Origin of the sequence: Desulfosporosinus metallidurans, from assembly GCF_001936615.1 — a bacterium.
Taxonomy (GTDB): Bacteria; Bacillota; Desulfitobacteriia; order Desulfitobacteriales; family Desulfitobacteriaceae; genus Desulfosporosinus; species Desulfosporosinus metallidurans.
The window spans coordinates 1-20,275 of the sequence record NZ_MLBF01000052.1; the positions used below are offsets into that span (position 1 = coordinate 1).

The 20,275-nt window shown below is 46.0% G+C and carries 22 protein-coding genes; 19 read left to right on the top strand and 3 right to left on the bottom strand.

Features of this window, described 5'->3' with window-relative positions:
• Positions 1-6 precede the first annotated feature (6 nt).
• The 19 genes from DSOL_RS20910 to DSOL_RS21000 all read left to right on the top strand — a co-directional run bounded on the left by DSOL_RS20910 (position 7) and on the right by DSOL_RS21000 (position 18,446).
• Complete coding sequence (locus tag DSOL_RS20910) at positions 7-222, top strand: 4Fe-4S dicluster domain-containing protein (protein WP_075366723.1); 216 nt, start codon at positions 7-9, stop codon at positions 220-222.
• A complete protein-coding gene (locus DSOL_RS20915) occupies positions 222-1,295 on the top strand; it encodes a 3-methyl-2-oxobutanoate dehydrogenase subunit VorB (RefSeq protein WP_075366724.1) in 1,074 nt (357 codons plus the stop codon). The genes DSOL_RS20910 and DSOL_RS20915 overlap by 1 nt, the downstream gene beginning before the upstream one ends.
• A complete protein-coding gene (locus DSOL_RS20920) occupies positions 1,292-2,041 on the top strand; it encodes a thiamine pyrophosphate-dependent enzyme (RefSeq protein ID WP_075366725.1) in 750 nt (249 codons plus the stop codon). The genes DSOL_RS20915 and DSOL_RS20920 overlap by 4 nt, the downstream gene beginning before the upstream one ends.
• Complete coding sequence (locus DSOL_RS20925; protein WP_075366726.1) at positions 2,041-2,595, top strand: 2-oxoacid:ferredoxin oxidoreductase subunit gamma family protein; 555 nt, start codon at positions 2,041-2,043, stop codon at positions 2,593-2,595. Before DSOL_RS20920 ends, DSOL_RS20925 begins: the two co-directional genes overlap by 1 nt.
• 223 nt (positions 2,596-2,818) lie before the next feature.
• Positions 2,819-3,355, top strand: a complete 537-nt coding sequence (locus DSOL_RS20930; RefSeq protein WP_075366727.1) for an NUDIX domain-containing protein — start codon at positions 2,819-2,821, stop codon at positions 3,353-3,355.
• Positions 3,352-4,521, top strand: a complete 1,170-nt coding sequence (locus DSOL_RS20935) for an endonuclease Q family protein (RefSeq protein ID WP_075366728.1) — start codon at positions 3,352-3,354, stop codon at positions 4,519-4,521. The genes DSOL_RS20930 and DSOL_RS20935 overlap by 4 nt, the downstream gene beginning before the upstream one ends.
• 35 nt (positions 4,522-4,556) lie before the next feature.
• On the top strand, positions 4,557-5,156 hold the full coding sequence (locus DSOL_RS20940; protein ID WP_075366729.1) for a stage II sporulation protein M: 600 nt from the start codon (positions 4,557-4,559) through the stop codon (positions 5,154-5,156).
• Positions 5,157-5,380: 224 nt separating this feature from the next.
• On the top strand, positions 5,381-6,496 hold the full coding sequence (ald, locus tag DSOL_RS20945) for an alanine dehydrogenase (protein WP_075366730.1): 1,116 nt from the start codon (positions 5,381-5,383) through the stop codon (positions 6,494-6,496).
• 307 nt (positions 6,497-6,803) lie between these two features.
• Entirely contained in the window at positions 6,804-7,118 is a 315-nt protein-coding gene (locus DSOL_RS20950) for a hypothetical protein (RefSeq protein WP_235838935.1), read from the top strand.
• 163 nt (positions 7,119-7,281) lie between these two features.
• On the top strand, positions 7,282-7,527 hold the full coding sequence (locus DSOL_RS20955) for a hypothetical protein (RefSeq protein ID WP_075366732.1): 246 nt from the start codon (positions 7,282-7,284) through the stop codon (positions 7,525-7,527).
• 56 nt (positions 7,528-7,583) lie between these two features.
• Positions 7,584-8,477 carry a site-specific tyrosine recombinase XerD gene (gene xerD, locus DSOL_RS20960; protein ID WP_083642889.1) on the top strand — a complete coding sequence of 298 codons (894 nt, stop codon included), beginning with the start codon at positions 7,584-7,586 and terminating at the stop codon, positions 8,475-8,477.
• A gap of 24 nt (positions 8,478-8,501) precedes the next feature.
• Positions 8,502-9,683, top strand: coding sequence for a phosphopentomutase (locus DSOL_RS20965; protein ID WP_075366734.1), 1,182 nt, complete (start codon positions 8,502-8,504; stop codon positions 9,681-9,683).
• On the top strand, positions 9,680-10,510 hold the full coding sequence (locus tag DSOL_RS20970) for a purine-nucleoside phosphorylase (RefSeq protein ID WP_075366735.1): 831 nt from the start codon (positions 9,680-9,682) through the stop codon (positions 10,508-10,510). The genes DSOL_RS20965 and DSOL_RS20970 overlap by 4 nt, the downstream gene beginning before the upstream one ends.
• A gap of 39 nt (positions 10,511-10,549) precedes the next feature.
• A complete protein-coding gene (locus DSOL_RS20975) occupies positions 10,550-11,851 on the top strand; it encodes a pyrimidine-nucleoside phosphorylase (RefSeq protein WP_075366752.1) in 1,302 nt (433 codons plus the stop codon).
• Between the two features lie 132 nt (positions 11,852-11,983).
• Entirely contained in the window at positions 11,984-12,469 is a 486-nt protein-coding gene (locus tag DSOL_RS20980) for a CoA-binding protein (RefSeq protein ID WP_075366736.1), read from the top strand.
• Between the two features lie 157 nt (positions 12,470-12,626).
• Positions 12,627-14,339, top strand: a complete 1,713-nt coding sequence (locus tag DSOL_RS20985; RefSeq protein WP_083642884.1) for a sensor histidine kinase — start codon at positions 12,627-12,629, stop codon at positions 14,337-14,339.
• Positions 14,340-14,351: 12 nt separating this feature from the next.
• Complete coding sequence (locus DSOL_RS20990; RefSeq protein WP_075366737.1) at positions 14,352-15,161, top strand: LytR/AlgR family response regulator transcription factor; 810 nt, start codon at positions 14,352-14,354, stop codon at positions 15,159-15,161.
• A 165-nt stretch (positions 15,162-15,326) separates the two neighbouring features.
• Positions 15,327-17,120: a carbon starvation CstA family protein gene (locus DSOL_RS20995; protein ID WP_075366738.1), complete on the top strand. Its 1,794-nt coding sequence runs from the start codon at positions 15,327-15,329 to the stop codon at positions 17,118-17,120.
• A 177-nt stretch (positions 17,121-17,297) separates the two neighbouring features.
• A complete protein-coding gene (locus DSOL_RS21000; protein ID WP_075366739.1) occupies positions 17,298-18,446 on the top strand; it encodes a D-alanyl-D-alanine carboxypeptidase family protein in 1,149 nt (382 codons plus the stop codon).
• A 24-nt stretch (positions 18,447-18,470) separates the two neighbouring features.
• Here DSOL_RS21000 and DSOL_RS21005 read toward each other — a convergent pair whose 3' ends face one another.
• The 3 genes from DSOL_RS21005 to spoIIAA are packed head-to-tail and all read right to left on the bottom strand — an operon-like array spanning position 18,471 to position 20,089.
• Positions 18,471-19,295 (bottom strand): SigF/SigG family RNA polymerase sporulation sigma factor, encoded by an 825-nt coding sequence (locus tag DSOL_RS21005; protein ID WP_075366740.1) that lies wholly within the window; start codon positions 19,293-19,295, stop codon positions 18,471-18,473.
• 11 nt (positions 19,296-19,306) lie between these two features.
• Complete coding sequence (gene spoIIAB, locus DSOL_RS21010; protein WP_075366741.1) at positions 19,307-19,744, bottom strand: anti-sigma F factor; 438 nt, start codon at positions 19,742-19,744, stop codon at positions 19,307-19,309.
• Positions 19,745-20,089 carry an anti-sigma F factor antagonist gene (gene spoIIAA / locus DSOL_RS21015; protein ID WP_075366742.1) on the bottom strand — a complete coding sequence of 115 codons (345 nt, stop codon included), beginning with the start codon at positions 20,087-20,089 and terminating at the stop codon, positions 19,745-19,747.
• Positions 20,090-20,275: the final 186 nt, after the last annotated feature.

The window sequence follows — 20,275 nt, forward strand, 5'->3', positions numbered from 1 at the left end:
ATTTAGATGTTAAAAGTTGAGTTCGATGAAGACCGCTGTAAAGGCTGCGAACTCTGTACGAGTGCCTGTCCAAAAAATATAGTCGTCATGGCGGATTATTTGAATGCTATGGGTTATCATCCCGCCACCGTTATTGAACAGGAAAAGTGCATTTCATGCAGTTTTTGCGCCAGAATGTGTCCAGATGTCGTAATTACAGTGCGAAAGGAGGAGAAGAAGTGATGGCCAAAGTGCTCATGAAGGGGAATGAAGCCTTAGCAGAAGCCGCAATTCGAGCGGGTTGCCGCTATTTCTTTGGCTACCCTATTACTCCACAAAACGAAATTCCGCACTATCTTTCCAAACGCCTTCCAGAAGTGGGGGGAGTGTTTGTTCAAGCAGAATCTGAAATAGCCGCCATCAACATGGTCTACGGGGCAGCAGGGTGTGGGGCACGGGTTATGACATCCTCATCTAGCCCAGGTATCAGTCTTAAAATGGAGGGGATTACCTATATCGCAGGCGCTGAACTCCCGTGTGTTATAGTCAACATGCAACGAGGAGGGCCCGGACTTGGCAGTATTCAACCAGCTCAATCTGATTATTTTCAGGCCGTTAAAGGGGGTGGGCATGGAGATTACAAAATGCTCGTGCTTGCTCCAGCGACCATTCAGGAAATGGTCGATCTAATGGGCAAGGCTTTTGGCTTAGCCGACGAATACCGCAACCCCGTCATGATTTTAGGGGATGGCATCCTCGGACAAATGATGGAAGCCGTGGAATTTCCGGAACAAGAAGATCTTGGGAGATTGCCGGTAAAATCGTGGGCTACGACCGGAGCTAAGGGACGAGCGCCTAATCTGATTAATTCCTTATTCCTTGACCCCCAAGAACTCGAAAAACACAATCATCACCTTCAACGGAAATATGACCGCATGGCTAAAGAGATGCTCTGGGAAAACTATAAAACAGATGGGGCTGAAATTGTGCTGGTGGGCTACGGTTCATCTGCTAGGATTGCCAAAGCGGCTGTGGATAAAGCGAGAGCAGAAGGGATTAAGGCGGGGCTATTTCGTCCGATCTCCTTATTTCCCTTCCCGAAGCCCGCACTTCAGGCTGCCTGCACGCAGGCTAAACATGTTCTGACCGTGGAGATGAGCATGGGGCAACTTGTCGAAGACGTGCGTTATAACCTAGAGTTTAAAGTTCCAGTCCACTTTTACGGACGTGCCGGTGGCATGGTTCCGACCACACGAGCAGTACTAGAAGAAGTTAGACGCATAGTCAACAGCGGACTGGGAGGTGGTCAGGCATGATTACAGTCTTCGAACGTCCTGAAGCCTTAACCTCAGCTAAGACTCACTACTGCCCCGGCTGTACACATGGCATTATTCATCGTCTGGTTGCTGAGGTGATTGACGAACTTGGGGTAAGGGAAGAAACGATTGGGGTTTCTCCAGTGGGGTGCTCCGTGCTCGCTTATAATTACTTTAATTTTGATATGCAAGAAGCCGCTCATGGCAGAGCACCTGCTGTCGCTACTGGAATCAAGCGAGTTCTTCCCGAAAAGGTGGTTTTCACATATCAGGGTGACGGTGATCTTGCTTCTATCGGAGTGGGCGAAATTGTACATGCCGCTGCGCGAGGGGAAAAAATCACAACCATCTTTGTGAACAATGCTATTTATGGCATGACAGGTGGACAAATGGCCCCGACCACACTTCTTGGACAAGTAAGTATGACATCTCCTCTAGGGAGAGACCCGGCTACACAGGGGTATCCTATTCGAGTTGCAGAAATGCTCGCAACTTTGGAAGGTGCGGTTTATATCGCCCGGGTGTCTGTGCACAATCCTCAAGAAGTGGCGAAAGCGAAAAAAGCAATTAAGACTGCCTTTGAACTTCAAATGGCTGGAAGGGGGTTCACTCTGGTTGAAGTCTTATCGTCTTGTCCTACAAATTGGGGGTATACGCCGAAGGAATCCTTAAAATGGCTGGTTGATAACATGATTCCTGTTTACCCGCTCGGCGTCAAGAAAACGCTAGAGGAGGGGAAGTGCTGATGCTACAAGAAATTATTCTGGCTGGTTTTGGAGGGCAAGGGGTTATGTCCATGGGGCAGCTTCTCGCATACGCAGGACTTGTAGAAGATAAACACGTTAGTTGGATACCTTCCTACGGCCCGGAAATGCGTGGTGGAACCGCCAACTGTTCTGTCACGATTTCGGATGAAGAGGTAAGTTCACCGATTATTACCGAACCAGATACTCTAATTGTCCTGAATCGTCCCTCCCTTGAGAAGTTTGAAAAGGATGTTAAACCAGGAGGATGGGTAATCATCAATTCCTCAATGATCGACATTGAGCCTCAGCGCCAAGACCTTAAAATTCTAAAAATTCCTGCCTCCGCGCTCGCCGATGAGAAGTTGGGAAATTCTCGGGTGGCTAATATGATTATTTTGGGCGCATTTATCGAGTTGACGGGTGCGGTGACCCTTGAATCCGTGATTGGGGCCTTAAAAAAAGTCCTGCCAGACTATCGCCATAATCTGATTCCACTTAACCGACAAGCTCTGGAGCTGGGGATAGAGCTAGCGAAAGGATCGAATTTGGAGTAGTATAATAACCATAGGGTAGTTCACTGCTGTGAAGCGGTTAGTCGTATCCATCGACTAGCCGCTTTGCTTTTTTTATACTTTCTGGAAGCATAAGTGCAACTAGGCGATCGCCGGCGCCTGGAAGGCTTGGCGCTAGCCAAGTTTTCTATATTATTCTTGACATTTTAGACAGAACATGGGGTAAAATAATTAAAGTAATAGTTTGTGGAGAGAGGGAAACACATTGGCAGAGCAAAATCGACAAGAGGAACGCATCACTGGAGAAGTGCTTTTTGAGGGGCGAATGCTCCGTTTAGAACGAGATACAGTTCGTTTGCCGAATGGATTGACAACATCCCGCGAAGTGGTTAGGCACCCGGGAGCGGTAGGGATCATTGCTTTACAGGATCAACACGTGCTTTTGGTTCGCCAATATCGTTATCCGGTTGCTCAAGAAACCTTGGAAATTCCGGCAGGAAAACTCGACCCCCAGGAACTTCCCCTTGATTGTGCGGTACGAGAACTGCGTGAAGAAACTGGGTACCGGGGGATCGTGGAACATATCAGTACATTTTATACAACTCCGGGTTTTACGGATGAGGTGATGCATCTTTATCTAGCGCGGGATTTGGTCTGGGACCCATTAGCGCCGGATGATGACGAATTCTTAGGGGTAGAACGAATCCCTTGGGATGAGGCCGTAAAGAGGGCAAATCAGAATGAGTTTAATGACGCTAAAACCATCCTGGGGATTTTGCTTGTTCAAGGGAGATTGGGATGATTTTTGCAGATCTGCACGTCCATGTCGGGCAAAGTTTAGATGGGAAGGCGGTTAAAATTACTGCTTCGAAAACATTGACGTTACCCAATATTGTGGAAGTTGCTCGGGATATTAAAGGACTTTCCCTTGTTGGAGTTGTCGATGCTCATTCAACCGGGGTGCAACAAGATTTTAAGACGCTGATAGCATCCGGGGTACTACGGCCCTCTTCAGCGGGAGGTTATCTTGCCCACGGCTTAACGTTGATTCCTGGACATGAAATTGAATTGCAGGTCGGGAAGGGAAATGCCCATTTCGTTGCTTACTTCCCGTCCATAGAGCAGATGACCCAGTACGTTCGGACCTTAAGCCCAACCACAAAAAATTGGCAATTGAGCACTCAGAAAGGATATATCCCCATTGATCAATGGCTTGAGGCGGTTGAGAAGGCTGAAGGGATCTGGTTTCCGGCGCATGCTTTCACTCCTCATAGGGGGATTTATGGAAACTGTTGCCGACGTATGAGTGACGTTCTTTCCGTTCTACCTAACGCCTTGGAAATCGGACTCAGTGCGGATCGAGCAATGGCAGCGAGTATCAGCGAACTGGACCCCATGGTCTTGTTCAGTAACTCAGATGCTCACTCTTTGCCTAATATTGCTCGAGAGTATAATACCCTTGAACAAGTAGATCCTTCCTACGGAGGGTTGATAGATTTAATTCGGGGAACTAACAGACGAGCTGTTCGAAATTATGGCTTGCCTCCCAGAGTAGGGAAATATCATCGCACGTATTGTCTAAGTTGTGAAAAGGTCGTTAAGACTCCAGCACCACAGCTGGTATGCCCGGATTGTGGGAGTCAGCATGTTGTAATGGGTGTCTTGGACCGTCTGGTAAGTATTGCAGACCGTCCGATGGGTAAACACGATGAAGCGTCCTATGTTCATCAGGTCCCCCTACGACAGCTCCCCGGAGTTGGGCCCAAAATGTATGAACGACTTTTGAAGGCCTTTGGGACGGAAATGGCTGTGCTCCATCACATTGATGCGGATGAATTGAAAAGCGTTGCTGGAGAAGCGATTGCACGTTTGATAATGAAAGCGCGTCAAGGTGAATTAACTGTGGAAGCGGGTGGCGGGGGTATATTCGGTCGAGTTGTGGACATACTTTGCCCTCGAGAGGAATAAAATCCCATAGGAACGTATGGGAAGAGGTGTAGAGAATGTGGAGAAAACTCGGCGAACACATTCGTCAATATTGGATTATTTATCTCACGCTTTCGAGCGTCTATCTGGCTGGTTTGGTATTTGGGGCGGTTGGAGTCAGTGCCTTGGGAACTTCAGAAACCTCCCAACTTGGGAAATTCTTAAACACGCTTTTAACAAGCCAACCGAAAACCCTAGATCCAACTTTTCTTGGGCAACTTGCTAGAGATATGTTTATTATGATGGCCGGAATTTGGATCTTGGGACTTACAATCATTGGGGCTCCCTTAATTTATCTGATTGTCTTCACACGAGGGTTTATTCTTGGATTTACCGTCAGTTTCATCATTGGAGTGAAAGGAACCCTTGGGCTCGCACTGATTTTAACAACGGTTCTTGTTCCCACTCTCTTTGCGATTCCGTTACTGCTTCTTGGAGCGGGGCTGGCCACTATCTTTTCGTTCTTGTTACTTCGAGGCAAAGCTAGAGGAGAGTCACTGCGGAGGGAATTTCTTTATTACACGGCTGCAGCAACCTTTGTTTCTCTTGGAGCAGTTGCTGTTGGGGTCGCACAGGGGTATTTTTCCATACTCGGCGTGCGATTATTGGGGCTCTGAGCGAATATTCGTGCAAAATTATGCACTGAATAATATTGCGTGCAAAATTATTCAGGTTATAGCGGGCTTTTCTGGACACAATAGTTTCTTCGGATCACAGTGATGGCTTGAGGAGGCCTATTTTGTGGACAATCTGATGAGGGGATTAAACTTCTTGCTAATGGCACAATATTTGCATTATAATTACAATGCGAGGGCTAATGATTAAGATGGAGGTTTGTATTATGCTGATTGGAGTACCGAAAGAGATTAAAAACAATGAGAGTCGGGTAGCGATTACCCCTGCAGGTGTCCATGCGTTAGTTTTGACTGGGCATCAGGTTGTTTTGGAAAAATCTGCCGGCGAAGGCAGTGGCATCACTGATCAACAGTATATTGATGCCGGTGCTCAGATCCTTGATTCAGCCGAAGACGTTTGGAATGCCGACATGGTAATAAAGGTGAAAGAACCAATTGCTTCAGAATATGAATATTTTAAGGCCGGTCAAATTTTATTTACTTATTTGCATTTGGCGAATGAACCAGAATTAACCAAAGCGCTCATGGAGAAACAAGTGGTCGGGATTGCTTACGAAACCATCCAGTTGGATAATGCCTCATTGCCTTTACTTACTCCGATGAGCGAAGTAGCTGGGCGCATGGCGATTCAAATCGGAGCTCAATTACTTGAAAAACCTTATGGTGGGAAAGGGGTACTGCTTGGGGGAGTCCCTGGAGTAACACCCGCGAATGTAACCATTATTGGTGGCGGAATTGTAGGCATAAACGCGGCCAGGATGGCTATTGGCCTTGGCGCAGGAGTTACGATTGTCGAAAAGAGCGCGCAGCGATTAAGGGAGATTGATGATGCCTTTAACGGTCGGGTAAGAACCTTGGCTTCCAATCCCTTCAATATTGCGAACAGTGTAGCTAAAGCGGATTTACTGGTGGGGGCTGTATTGATTCCTGGTGCCCGTACCCCTCATCTGGTTACCGAAGACATGGTGAAGGCAATGTCTCCAGGGAGTGTTATCGTCGACGTGGCCATCGACCAAGGCGGAAGCATCGAAACGATTGATCGTGTGACAACACACAGTAACCCCACCTATGTTAAACATGGAGTTGTTCATTACTCTGTTGCCAATATACCCGGAGCAGTTGCTCGAACCTCAACCTTTGCTCTGACCAATGTAACGCTGGGTTATGCACTAGAGATCGCCAACAAAGGGTATTTCAAGGCAATCCAAGATAATCGTTCACTTCGTAAAGGGATTAACGTAATTAACGGCAAGTTAACCTACAAAGCAGTCGCTGAAGCATTGAATATTATGTATACACCATTAGAAGAAGCTTTGCTCTAGTCGAGGTTCGAATGTTGCACATCACGCATTTGGCCCTTGAATAAGTTCAGGTAAAGTACTAATGAAGTTTTAGGTTTAGATGAAGTAGATTTTCTTTATCTTTGAGTGGAATCCATTGATCGGGTTCCACTCGTTTTTTTACAAGTCGGGTTCCAAGGTCGCTTTAAGAAAGTTTGCGTTCTTGAGTTTAGGCTCATTATGGCAAGGAGAATGTTGAAATTTTGGGGCCAACTTTCAGAAACAGTTAGCATGAATATAATGGGATTGTAGGTAAACAATAGAAAAACTGAAAATGATTTGGCAAGGAGTGAGTGAATTGCATCATAAACGAACGACCCTCGTTCCCATATATGGTCATTACCCGCATCAAGTGCATTGGTATCCGGTTAATTATACGGGCGGGTATGAACCTGCTTGGTGGGAACGTTATGAAGAACAGTTTGAACCCCGATGGCTTAAACAGATGGAAAGACGCATGGGCTTTGTGCATGGGAAGGAACCGATTTGGTGGGAACTTTTTGAAGAACAATTTGAACCTGCGTGGCTGCAGCGCTTAGAACGCCGTATGGGAATTCCACAGCCTTTTGATCCCCGTTATGATCTTCCGCAAAGAAGCTATTAATTGACTGAAGGAATTGTAAATCAACAGATTGGGATGATCTAATTTTATTAACGTTTAGAAGATTTATCTGTCGGGATTGCTTGTAAAAATAGCGGTCCTTTCTTCTTTTCAAGGATAAGGACAATCTGGAGGTGCATAGGTTTAAGGGATAGGGGGGAGCGTAATGCCTATAAAACGTTGGAGTGAGTTTTTTCTTTATCTCGGAAGGGTATTTGTCCTCCTTATTTTACTTGCCGTGCTCTTGCCCAAGCTGATTGCCGTGTGTAACATATGGATGTCCTCGCTCTTACATCATGATCAAAAACCTAATGGTAATCCCTTGCGCGTGGAAAGGCCGGGGTGGGGAGAGTATGTTATTCATTGGCTGCCGGATTTGCAAAGTGACAAATTCCTTAAGAGTAAAGGCTGAACAAGGAAAATCCCCCCTCTGTGTAGAACATTATCAGAAAAGGAGGGGGTAAAATGATGACCTCCGAGGAACAACTCATGAAACAGTACCTGACTTACCTACATGTTGAGCGGGGGCTTTCTGAGAATACACGGCAGGCTTATGAGCGAGATTTACGTCAACTCCAGAGTTTTCTCAAACAGCGGGGAACAGATTTTACAGGGTGTGAAGGAAATGATCTGTTTTTATTTCTTCTTAAATGGAAAGATATAGGGAGAGCACCACGAACTATTGCACGTTGTAATGCAACCCTAAGGGGGTTTTTTGTATTTTTGTTGAATGAAGGACAACGCAATGATAACCCAAGTACTTATTTGGTGACCCCAAAGTTAAATCAACCCCTTCCGAAGGTGTTGTCGGAAGGGACAATGGATAAACTATTACAAGCGGGGGAAGAATCCGATCTTAGCCTACGGGATTTGGCGATGTTGGAGGTCCTTTATAGTACGGGTCTCCGAGTTTCTGAACTTATCGGATTGCGTTTAGCGGATGTATCGTTGGATGTAGGATATGTTCGTTGCCTTGGTAAAGGAAGTAAAGAAAGGATTGTGCCTTTGGGTGAACCGGCTGTTCGGGCAGTTGAGGGTTATTTAAATGGCCTGCGAAATCGGTTGTGCGGCAAAGGGAAAAGCGATATCCTGTTTTTAAATGTGCATGGCCGACCTCTCACGCGCCAGGGAATGGTGTACATCTTGAAAAAATGGGGAAAAAATCATAATCTTGAGCGAACAATCTCTCCTCACATGTTTCGTCACAGTTTTGCAACCCATCTATTAGATCATGGGGCTGACTTGCGTTCCGTTCAAGAAATGCTGGGGCATGCGGATATTGCGACAACTCAAATTTACACGCATCTAACGCGGAAGCACTTGGTTGATGTCTTCAAAAAGGCGCATCCTCGTGCGGACTAAGGGATTAGGGAGTGAGAAAAACGAATGGCAAGGAGTATCATCATTGTATTGGACAGTGTTGGAATCGGCGAAATGCCTGACGCAGAGAACTATGGGGACTTAGGAAGCCATACTCTGGGTAACATCGCCCGTCAGCGGGGGGGACTCAATCTTCCGTTTCTCCAAAAACTTGGCTTAGGTAATATTGACTTGATTCCTGGAGTTCCGGCTTCTCACAATCCAGAGGGATGCTTTGGGAGAATGGCAGAGCGATCTCTTGGTAAAGATACGACTAGTGGACACTGGGAAATAGCAGGGGTCATTTTAGAGAGAGCGTTACCGACCTTTCCGGATGGTTTTCCGAACTTGTTTATAGAGCGCTACGAGTTAGCTATAGGGCGAGAAGTCATAGGCAATGAAGTTGCTTCAGGGACAGAGATTATCCAACGTTTGGGAGAAGAACACGTACGGACAGGAAAGCCGATTGTGTATACATCAGCGGATTCCGTATTCCAAGTGGCAGCCCATGAAGAGGTTATTCCGTTGCCGGAACTAATGCGTATATGTCAGATTGCTCGCGACATGCTGACGGATGAGCTGCAAGTGGGACGAGTGATCGCACGGCCGTTCCTGGGAAAAGCAGGACAATTCTATCGCACAACCAATCGTCATGATTTAGCGCTTGAACCTCCGCAGAAAACGTTATTGGAATATGTGCAGGAACGGGGCCTTGAGGTTTGCGCTGTAGGGAAAATTCGTGATATTTATGCAGGGAGAGGAATCACTGATTTTGTGACGACGAAGGGAAACATGGAGGGTGTTGATAAAACTTTAGAATACATGACCAAGGTGAAATCGGGCTTGATAATGACGAACCTTGTTGACTTCGATATGTTGTATGGACACCGCAATGATGTGGAAGGCTATGCGAGAGCTTTAGAAGCCTTTGATGCACGTTTGCCAGAACTCTTTGCAGCGCTTCGCCCCGAGGATATGCTCATTATTACGGCTGATCATGGTTGTGATCCAACCTTGTCTGGGACGGATCATACTAGGGAATATGTCCCATTACTTGTTTACGGGTCAGCTTTAAAAAAGGGAGTTGATCTGGGAGTAAGATCTACTTTCGCAGATTTGGGGGCGACGGTAGCCGAGTACCTTGAAGCAGAGCCGATGGTTAAGGGAAAAAGTTTCTATGCAAGTATTTCTAGGAGGGTGATTGAATGATCTCGGAAAAGGCACAAAATGTTAAACTGGCCGAAGCACGTCGTTATATTATGGAACGGGTCCCGTCACTACCAGAACTTGGGATTATCTTGGGTTCGGGGTTAGGCTCTTTTGCCGATCTAGTTGAGGAGAAAATCGTGATTTCTTACAAAGATATTCCGCATTTCCCAATATCGACAGTTGAAGGGCATGCCGGACAATTGGTTTTTGGAAAGGTTTCGGGACGCAAAGTCATGGTCATGCAAGGGCGCTTTCATTATTATGAAGGGTACAGCATGCAGGAAGTGACCTTTCCGATTCGGGTCATGCAAGTCTTAGGAGCCACTGGTCTGATTGTTACAAATGCAGCAGGGGGGATCAACTCAGGGTTTCACCCGGGTGACCTTATTCTCATTAAGGATCATCTTAACTTGATGGGTGATAATCCTTTGCGTGGGGCTAATCTATTGAGTTTGGGACCGCGCTTTCCGGATCTGAGCGAGGGGTATGATTTAGAATGGCGTCAAAAGGCGTTAACGATCGCCCGAGAATTAGGGATTAATCCTCAAGAAGGGGTTTATGCAGCCATGAGCGGTCCCAACTACGAAACTCCTGCTGAAATTCGTTATTTGCGTACGATTGGCGCAGATATGGTGGGAATGAGTACCGTACCTGAAGTGATTGTGGCTAACCATGGGGGGATGCAGGTTTTGGGCATCTCCTGTGTGACGAATATGGCGGCAGGTATTTTAGCGCAAAAACTTAACCATACTGAAGTCATGGAAACAGCGGGGCGGATTGAAACGCAATTTGTCCAGTTTGTACAAGCGCTCGTACGAGTGCTTTAGGGTATAATTTGGCTCAAGAGAAAAGAAAGAGTGATTCAGATGCGCATGGTAGATTTAATTGAAAAGAAACGGGACGGAGAAGCTCTATCTAGGGAGGAAATTCGTTTTATCATTGATGGCTATGTCCAAGGAGGTATTCCAGATTATCAAATGTCAGCTTGGGCTATGGCAGTGTATTTTCGGGGGATGACGCTCGAAGAAACGGCCGAACTCACGTTGATGATGGCTCAGAGCGGAGATCAGTTGGATCTTTCCATTCTTGGCAGACGATTTGTGGACAAACACAGTACAGGAGGGGTAGGGGACAAGACTACCTTACTCCTTGGGCCGATGGTTGCCGCCTGTGGTGTGCCAGTGGCGAAAATGTCCGGGCGAGGGCTGGGACATACTGGAGGAACCATTGACAAGCTGAGTTCAGTACCGGGTTTTAAGGTAGAACTTACCCAGGAAGAGTTTCTAGCGCAAGTGAAGAAAATTGGGTTGTCTGTCATCGCCCAGACGGGAAATCTTGTTCCTGCCGACAAGAAGCTTTATGCTCTGCGGGATGTCACGGCAACAGTAAGTTCCATACCTCTTATTGCCTCGTCGGTGATGAGTAAGAAAATTGCCGCGGGAGCCCAGGGCATTGTCTTAGATGTTAAGTACGGCTCAGGAGCCTTTATGAAGACTGTGGAAGAGGCCAGGGTACTGGCGAGGACGATGGTGGATATTGGGAACAAGCTGGGGCGGCAGACGATTGCGGTGTTGAGTAATATGAGTCAACCACTTGGCCGCGCTGTGGGAAATAGTCTAGAAATCCTTGAGGTGGCGGATGCGCTCCAGGGAAAAGGTCCTGACGATTTAATGGAGGTCAGCCTAGAGCTGGGAGCTTGGATGCTTGTAGCTGGGGAGGTTGTAGCTGATGTAGAGACTGGAAAGGAACGCCTGAGCCAAAGTTTGGAAAGTGGGGCAGCGTGGTACAGATTTCTAGCCTTTTTGACCGAGCAGGGGGGGGATGCTCAAGCAGTGGCCGAGCGTCGATTAAGGGTCTCACCGTGGAATCTACCCATACTAGCTCAGGATACTGGTTATGTGCAGCCGTATGATGCGCATAAAATAGGAATTTTAGCTATGACTCTCGGAGCGGGTCGAGTTACGAAAGAAAGTTCGATTGATCTAGGGGCTGGGGTTGTCCTTGCGAAAAAAGCTGGCGAATGGGTTGAAGCTGGAGAACCTATTTTGCAGCTCTATAGTAGTGATAAAAACATGTTGGCTGAGGGTCTTCAGCTTGCCCAAAACCTAGTTTCAGTCGGAAGCGAAGCACCCGAGTTGCCTCCTTTGATCGAGGAAGTTATCCAGTGAACTTGTGCCATATGTCCAGTCTGTAGACAAGGAGACGGTTCCTTTGTCTATTCATAAAATCCTTCTCCTTACGTATTTATATACAATAAAGGGGCACGATGCATCGTGCTCTTGGGGAGGGGGATTTTATATATGGTTCGCGAGAAAAAGATTTTCCCTTTAGCCGAGGGAGTGACAACAGCAGACACTTTTGCAGTGATAGGGGATAAAGAAAAATTCCAGAAACATAAACATGCCTGGAGAGTTTGGCGGGCTTTAAAAGAGTTTGGCTGCGTTGTCTATCCGGTGGCTGAGGAATTACAACGCATAGATGGGAGTAAGGTTTATCCGAATATAGCTCAACTGAAGGATAAAGTGACGGTCATTGTACCGTGCCTGCTCCCGGAGAGCCTCAAGTCGTTGGTTTCCGACGCTGCATCCTTAGGGGTTAGCAAGATTTGGTTTCAAGAACAGACGTGGACTCTAGAATTCCAACAAGAATGCGACAGTGTGGGGATTGAGGTAATTCGTGGGTGCGTGCTGCGACATAAAAGTCACCTTCCCATGCGCTTTTTGAATCCTTGTTATTGGCACGGTCTAAAAGATGCTAAGGTGCCTTCAAAACGGTTTGGTAGGTAGTAGGAGGAAGTGTCTCTGCCCGTTCACACATGCTGCATTGCTCGCCTCGCCTATCACCATGGCACTGCAGTTGATTGGAGTTTTGGAAATTTGGATATCATCTTAAGAAGAGAGAAGAGAGAAGAGAGAAGAGAGACGAAAGATAAGGGGAACGATAATGTTCTGGAAATTATTCCAAGACCTAGCGCTCAATATAAGCCTGATTGTTACGTTAGCCTATCTGATGACTCGGACGAAGTTATTTAGGCGTATGTTATTAGGTAAAGCGAATACGCAGGAAAAGCTTTTCCTGGTTTTCTTTTTTGGGTGCCTGGGGATTGCAGGAACTTATTCTGGGGTGGAAATTAAAGGGGCTTTGGCCAATTCTCGGGTAATAGGGGTGGCAGTCGGGGGGCTTCTCGGAGGACCTCTGGTCGGGATTGCGGCAGGGCTGTTGGCCGGGGGGCATCGCGCGCTTTTAGGAGGATTTACGGCGCTTGCCTGTGGTATTGCTACGCTCGTCGAGGGAGGAATTGCTGGCTACGCGGGACGAAAATTTTCAGGTAACTTAACCTGGAAGCGCTCCTTGTTTATTGGTATGGGAATTGAAGTCGTTCAAATGCTCATTATTCTGTTGCTCGCCCGCCCCTATGCTGCTGCTTGGGATTTGGTTAAGGATATCGGCTTGCCCATGATTATCATGAATGGCATTGGGATTTCTATTTTCGTGACGGTTATTCATGACTCATTGGAAGAAGAAGAACGAATTGGCGCGGTCCAAGCGCAAAAGGCACTTTATATTGCTAATTTGACCTTGCCCATCTTGCGTTTAGGGTTAACGAAAGAAACGGCACACAGGGTGGCTCAAATTATTTATGAACAGACCGATGTGGCGGCGGTGGCCTTGACGGATCGGGAACAAATTTTGGCTCATGTTGGAAGTGGTTCTGATCACCATGAAGCAGGTCATGTCATCCAGACACTAGCCACTCATCAAGCTTTGGATTCAGGGGAATTAAAGCTTGCCGCAACTCGGATCGAAATTGGTTGCGCTGATCCAAGCTGTCCGCTGTTTTCCGCTCTGGTTGTACCGCTTCATTTTCAGCAATCGATTGTCGGAACCCTTAAGATTTATAGAGAGCGGGCACGAGGGATAAGCCCTGTGGATTGGGAATTTGGTGCTGGCTTAGGTATGCTTTTTTCCACGCAATTAGAATTAGCTACTTTGGAATCTCAGGCTCATTTGGTGAATAGAGCAGAACTTAAAGCACTTCAGGCTCAAGTGAATCCTCATTTTCTATTCAATGCGATAAATACTGTAGTCTCATTTTGCCGCACGGATCCGGAAAAGGCGCGCCATCTTCTTTTGCAATTGGGGGATTTCTTTCGCAAGAACCTTAAAAGTGCGGAAAAGTTTGTGACGCTACGCGAGGAGTGCGAACATATACGGGCCTATTTGGCTATCGAACAGGCCCGTTTTTCCGAACGTCTTTGCGTGCGTGAGGAAATTACGGATGAGGCCTTAAATTGGAGATTACCTGGGCTAACCCTGCAGCCCCTTGTTGAAAATGCCATAAAGCATGGGATTTATCCCATGAGCACACCTGGTGAGATCGTTATTTCCGCATTTGTCGAAGAAGACATACTGGTGGTTCGGATTGGGGATAATGGGGTGGGTATTCCTGCTGAAACGTTAACCCGTATCCTGACCGGGGTCGAAGTATCAACTTCAGGACTAGGCATTGGTCTCCAAAATGTAGCCCAACGTCTTCTGATCCTTTATGGCAAGAAGGCTGAGTTTGTGATTGAAAGCAGGGAAGGGAAGGGAACTGAGGTTACCTTAAGGATTCCTCCTGCCGCGGCAGCAGAACGTTTAGGATTTCTGGAATGAGGGGGAAGGTTCATGCGGGTCATGGTGGTGGATGATGAACGTCCTGCACGGGATGAATTGTGTTATTTATTGCGAGAAATACCCGGAGTAGAGATTGTAGGCGAAGCCGGTACGGGAGAGGAAACGATTCGGAAATTCGGGGAGTGTACGCCAGATGCTATTTTTTTAGATATTCAGATGCCAGATGCTTCGGGAGTGGATGTCGCTCGGGAATTGGCTCGACTTGGGTTTTCTCCAGCTATTGTGTTTGCCACGGCCTATGATCAATATGCGATTGAAGCGTTTGATGTCAATGCCGTGGATTATCTCTTAAAGCCTTTTCGAGAGGACCGCTTAGCAGAAACAGTACAACGTTTAAAGAGACGTATAGAGGAGAAGAACCTAGGGGTGGATCAAACGACCCAAGCTGAGCAAGTTACAACAGAGCAAGTTCAAGCCCGGGATTTCTTGGCCAAATTAGATCAAATATACACATCAATACATGCGGCGGAGGGGCGTGAAGGTAAACTCAAAATCGAAGAAAATGGGAAGATATTGCTCATTCCCTTTGGAGAAATTCTTTACGCCACAATTGAAGATCGTTCCGTTCGTATCGTGACCCGAGAGCGGAGCTATCTCACGAATTATACCTTGACGGAGTTAGAAGGCCTGTTAAAGTCATCATTTTTGCGGGTTCACAAAAGTTATTTAGCTCAATTAGATCAAATTCATTCCATCATCCCTTGGTTTAATAATACGTATAACTTGATTATGAAGGATAATAGTGAGATTCCTGTCAGTCGCACATATGTTAAATTGTTTCGTGAACGCATGGGTTTATGAGCCCAAGACTAGAAAAGGCAATTGTAAACTTACACAGGATTTTTGGTGTTTCAGACTTCAAATCCTGTGTTTTTTGTTTGATTTAACTCATTAATTCTGTGCGACTGTATACTTAAAGCACAAGGAATCCAAATGAATTTAGTATATAGGAAAGGGGTTAAAAAAATGAATGCGCTAACTCTCATTATTGCTTCAGCACTTATTCTTATGCTAGGGTATCGTTTCTATGGTGCTTTCATCTCTGCTAAAGTACTAGCGCTTGATCCTAGTAATATTACCCCCGCAGTCCGCATGGAGGACGGACAAGATTATGTTCCGACAAACAAGTGGGTTGTCTTTGGGCATCACTTTGCAGCGATCGCCGGCGCAGGTCCATTAGTTGGACCAGTCTTAGCCGCACAGTTTGGTTATTTGCCGAGTGCGCTTTGGATTTTGATCGGAGCTGTGTTGGGAGGAGCAGTCCATGACGCTGTTGTACTCTTTGCCTCTGTTCGTCATGATGGAAAAAGTCTTTCTGACATTGCCAAAGATGAGGTTGGACCGGTCACTGGTTTTATTACTGGGATTGCCATCCTCTTCATTATCACGATCACGATGGCTGGTCTTGCCATGGTTATCGTTAATGCTCTATATAAGAATTCTTGGGGTGTCTTTACGATTGCCATGACGATTCCAATTGCCATATTCATAGGTATTTATATGCGTAAACTGCGTCCAGGTAAGTTGGGAGAGGCTTCGGTCATTGGTGTTGTATTGATCCTTCTCGCGGTGGCTTTGGGACCGGTTATCAAGAATTCTCCTTTAGCGTTTTTGTTCTTTTATGATGTTAAAACACTTGAAATTATTCTTCCAGTGTATGGTTTTATTGCGGCAGCCCTTCCTGTTTGGTTGCTTTTGGCCCCTCGCGATTACCTCAGTTCCTATATGAAAATTGGAACCATTGCGGCGTTAGCGCTGGGGATTGTTTTTGTTCACCCGCAACTTCAGATGCCTGCCGTTACTCAATTTGTCAATGGTGGTGGCCCCATCATTAATGGTAAGGTATGGCCCTTCTTATTTATTACCATTGCCTGTGGTGCGGTTTCTGGGTTCCATGCCCTGATTGCTTCTGGAACCACTCCTAAAATGTTAAAAGACGAAGGAGACATCAAACTGATCGGGTATGGCGGTATGATCATGGAAGCCTTCGTAGCGATGATGGCTCTTATAGCCGCTACGGTATTGGCTCCTGGAGATTACTTTGCGATCAATACCTCACCGGCTGTCTTTGCTCATTTGGGGATGCAAGTCAAAGACTTACCCTTGCTTTCACAAATGGTCGGAGAGAATATTGCAGGTCGTCCCGGTGGCGCAGTAAGCTTGGCTGTGGGAATGGCCCATATCTTCTCAAGTATTCCTGGCCTGAAAGGCTTAATGGCCTACTGGTATCAATTCGCGATTATGTTTGAAGCGCTCTTTATTTTGACAACCATTGATGCTGGAACCCGTGTGGCCCGTTTTATTGCCCAAGATTTTCTTGGCATGCTGTTTAAGCCATTAAGAAATTCTAAGTCCCTTGTCTTGTCGATTCTGTTGAGTGCTTTGGTTTCCTTTGCTTGGGGATATCTTCTCTATGGTGGAGACATTGCCACAATATGGCCAATCTTTGGGGTGTCCAACCAATTGTTGGCGACGTTGGCCTTGGCGATTGGTTCCAACATGATTCTCCGTCGTACTAAGAAAATAAGTTATACAATGACTACGTTCATTCCGATGATTTTCATGGGAGTTACGTCATCCACCGCTGGATATTTGACGATTGTCAATAACTACATCCCGAAACATCAAACACTTCCTGCAGTGCTCGCCGCACTGATGATCGTTTTAGCAACAATTATTGTCGTGGATTCAATTCGGAAGCTCTGGCAGACGTATTCTTCCATCTCCAACGGGTTGGTTCCGAATGTTGCAGCAAAGTAAAGCTTACGAAACTCATTTTTCCTTAAAATAACAAACTTAATGTTAAAGCCTTTGGGTTGCCGTTTAACGGCAACCCAAAGGCTTTTTGTTGTATCCAAGGCAATTTCATATCATTCATTCAATATAATTTTCATTTTCGGGAATAATAACATCACACATAAAGGAGGAGGGTTCAAAATGCGAAAAAGTTTAGCAATCGTTCTTGCCATGCTGCTCACGCTCGGAAACATAGGCTTTGCTAACGTCCAATCAGCGCTTGGTGTCGAGATTGAGACTGAAGCCACAAGTGCCATTCTTATGGATGCGGCTTCCGGTCAAATTCTCTATGAAAAAGAATCGCATAAAGAATTACCACCAGCAAGCGTCACGAAACTCATGACCTTACTGGTGGCAGCAGATGCGGTGGCTTCCGGAAAAGTAAAATTGACGGACAAAGTGACTGCTAGCGATAATGCCAGCAAACTGGGGGGGTCCCAAATTTACCTTGAACCGGGAGAAACGTTCACCTTAGAGCAGATGTTAATTGCTATTGCTGTTGGGTCAGCCAATGATGGCTGTGTTGCCGTGGCGGAACATATTGACGGGACCCATGAAGCCTTTGTGGAAGAAATGAATCGTAAGGCTCAAGACTTAGGTTTGAAAAACACGCACTTTGTAAATGCTTATGGTCTTCCTGCAGAGGGGCATTATACGAGCGCGTTTGATCTAGCGTTAATTGCTAAAGAAGCACTTAATTATCCTTTGGTCCGGAAGTTGACCAGCATGAAAGAGTATGACTTGCGCGATGGAAAATTTAAGCTTTGGAATACGAACAAGTTATTATGGTGGTACCCTGGGGCGGATGGCTTCAAAACAGGGTGGACAAATGAAGCTAAGTATTGCTTGGCCTCGACCGTTGAGAGAAATGGTTTAAGGTTGATTTGTGTCGTCATGGGGGTATCCCAAGTTAGAGGACATTTTGCGGAATCGATGAAAATTTATAACTATGGTTTTGCGAAATATGAGTTTAAACAGTTTGCTCCGGCTGAACAAAGGCAGGGTGTTGTTAAGGTTCGCAAAGGATCGGAAAATGAGGTTAACGCGATTACTGAAAAAACTTTGGGTGCAACCGTAGAAAAAGGGAAGGATAAGAATTTGTGGGTAGAGACAAAACTCAACCCTGAAATCAGTGCTCCGATTCAAAAAGGACAAAGGTTAGGGGAAATCCTCCTTTATCGCAATGATCAACTGCAAGCAAGCGTAAATTTGGTGGCTGATCACCCCGTGGCAAGAGCAGGAGTTGTTGAACAGGTGACGCGAACCCTAAAGGGAGTTTTTGGCTACTAGAATCTCAGAAGTTTTTGAGATGGTTTAGTCCGGGTCAGATTCGGATTTTGGTTCGGATTCAATTAAATCTGAACGGTCACTGATCTGTGATAGTTCTCGAATCCTGAGAAGAGCAGCTCGCTCGATACGTGAAATCTGCACCTGTGATAGATGAAGAAGACTGGCGATTTGACTCTGTGTCTTATCTTCGTAAAAACGCATTAAGAGGACACGCTTCTCTCGTTCGGGTAATTTATCGAGGACTTCGTTGAGGGCAATCTTTTCAAACCAGCTGGGGTCAAGTGTCTTTTCTTCAGAGAGTTGATCGAGAACGTAGATGGGATCGGAGTCGTCTTGGTAAAGAGTATCATAAATAGAGGTAGGATTTTGGATGGCTTCTAGTGCGGCGACGATCTCATCCCGCTCAACCCCAATATTTGTGGCAATTTCCCCGATCGTTGCCTCACGACCTAATGTTGCAGAAAGTTCATCGCGTGCGCGATTCACTTTATAAACAAGTTCTTTATAGGAACGAGGAACCTTAACTGGGTGATCATCTCGGAGAAAACGCCGAATTTCGCCGATAATCATCGGAACCGCATAGGTCGAAAATTTCACCCCGTAGGTAAAGTCGAATTTGTCAATCGCTTTAATTAGGCCAATCGTTCCAATCTGAAAGAGGTCTTCCATTTCATAGCCGCGATGGGCAAAACGCTGAACTAAATTAAAAATAAGTTTTAAGTTGCAATTGATTAAACGCTCGCGGGCCACAGCATCTCCATCTTTCGCAGCCTGGAGGTTTTGCATCATCTCCTTATCAGAGAGCAGCGGGAAGTGTGGGAGATTCATTTCGGTTAGTCGTTGAATCATAACGCGCCCCCCTAATGCGAGGAGATGGGTGTTTGCTTGAAATGCTTCATCATGGTCACAGTTGTTCCCACTTCAAGCGTAGATTCTACTTGAAGTTCGTCCATGAACGATTGCATAAAGACAAAGCCTAGGCCCATTCGCTCCGGATCCGTACTGTAAGCAGGTTGCATCGCTTGTTCAACATTTGGAATTCCACACCCTTCATCTCGCACTACAATCTTGAGAGTGTCATTAGCGATGTCTAAATCGAGAAAAACAATGTAATCAGGATTATTGCTGTATCCATGGATAATGGCATTGGAAACCGCTTCGGAAACCGCGACTTTAAGTTCTTCGATGTCATTCAGGGGAAGATCAAGTTGCGCTCCCACTGAAGCAATGAGTAAACGGGTAATACCTACATTTTCAGAGATGCTGGAAAAAGTAAGGCTAATTTGATTGGTTTTCATTTAGGCTCCCCTTCCTTCCTCGTAAGCGTGCGCTTCATCCAAATAGAAACTGATGATTTTGGGTAGTCCGGATAATTCCATGATTTTATAAATGTGTGGAGGTACGTTCGTGATTTTAAGCTTCCCTCCTAGGGGAAGAAGTTTCTTGTAGCGGCCTAAGATTACACCGAGTCCAGAACTGTCGACAAACCGAACGTCTTGAAAATTAAGAATAACTGTGCGAATTCCTCGTTTCTCAATCTCAATGTCAATGGCTTGTCTTACCATAGAAGCTGTGTGCATATCCAATTCTCCGTCTAAGCGCAAGAGTAGGGTTAGGCGCTCTATCTTCTTTTCAAGGTTCAAGACCAGTCCCCCTAAAATTTTATCACAATACATACAGTTTCGATGTTACCCATAATTTTCCTGCTTACTTTTAGTAAATTCCTTGCAAAGCTGTGTCGAAATTAGGAATTTTCGATAAAGACTGATTTCCTTAGTATATATTTAGCCATTTAGACAATAATAGACTTATCTGTCAGTGTTAAAGGA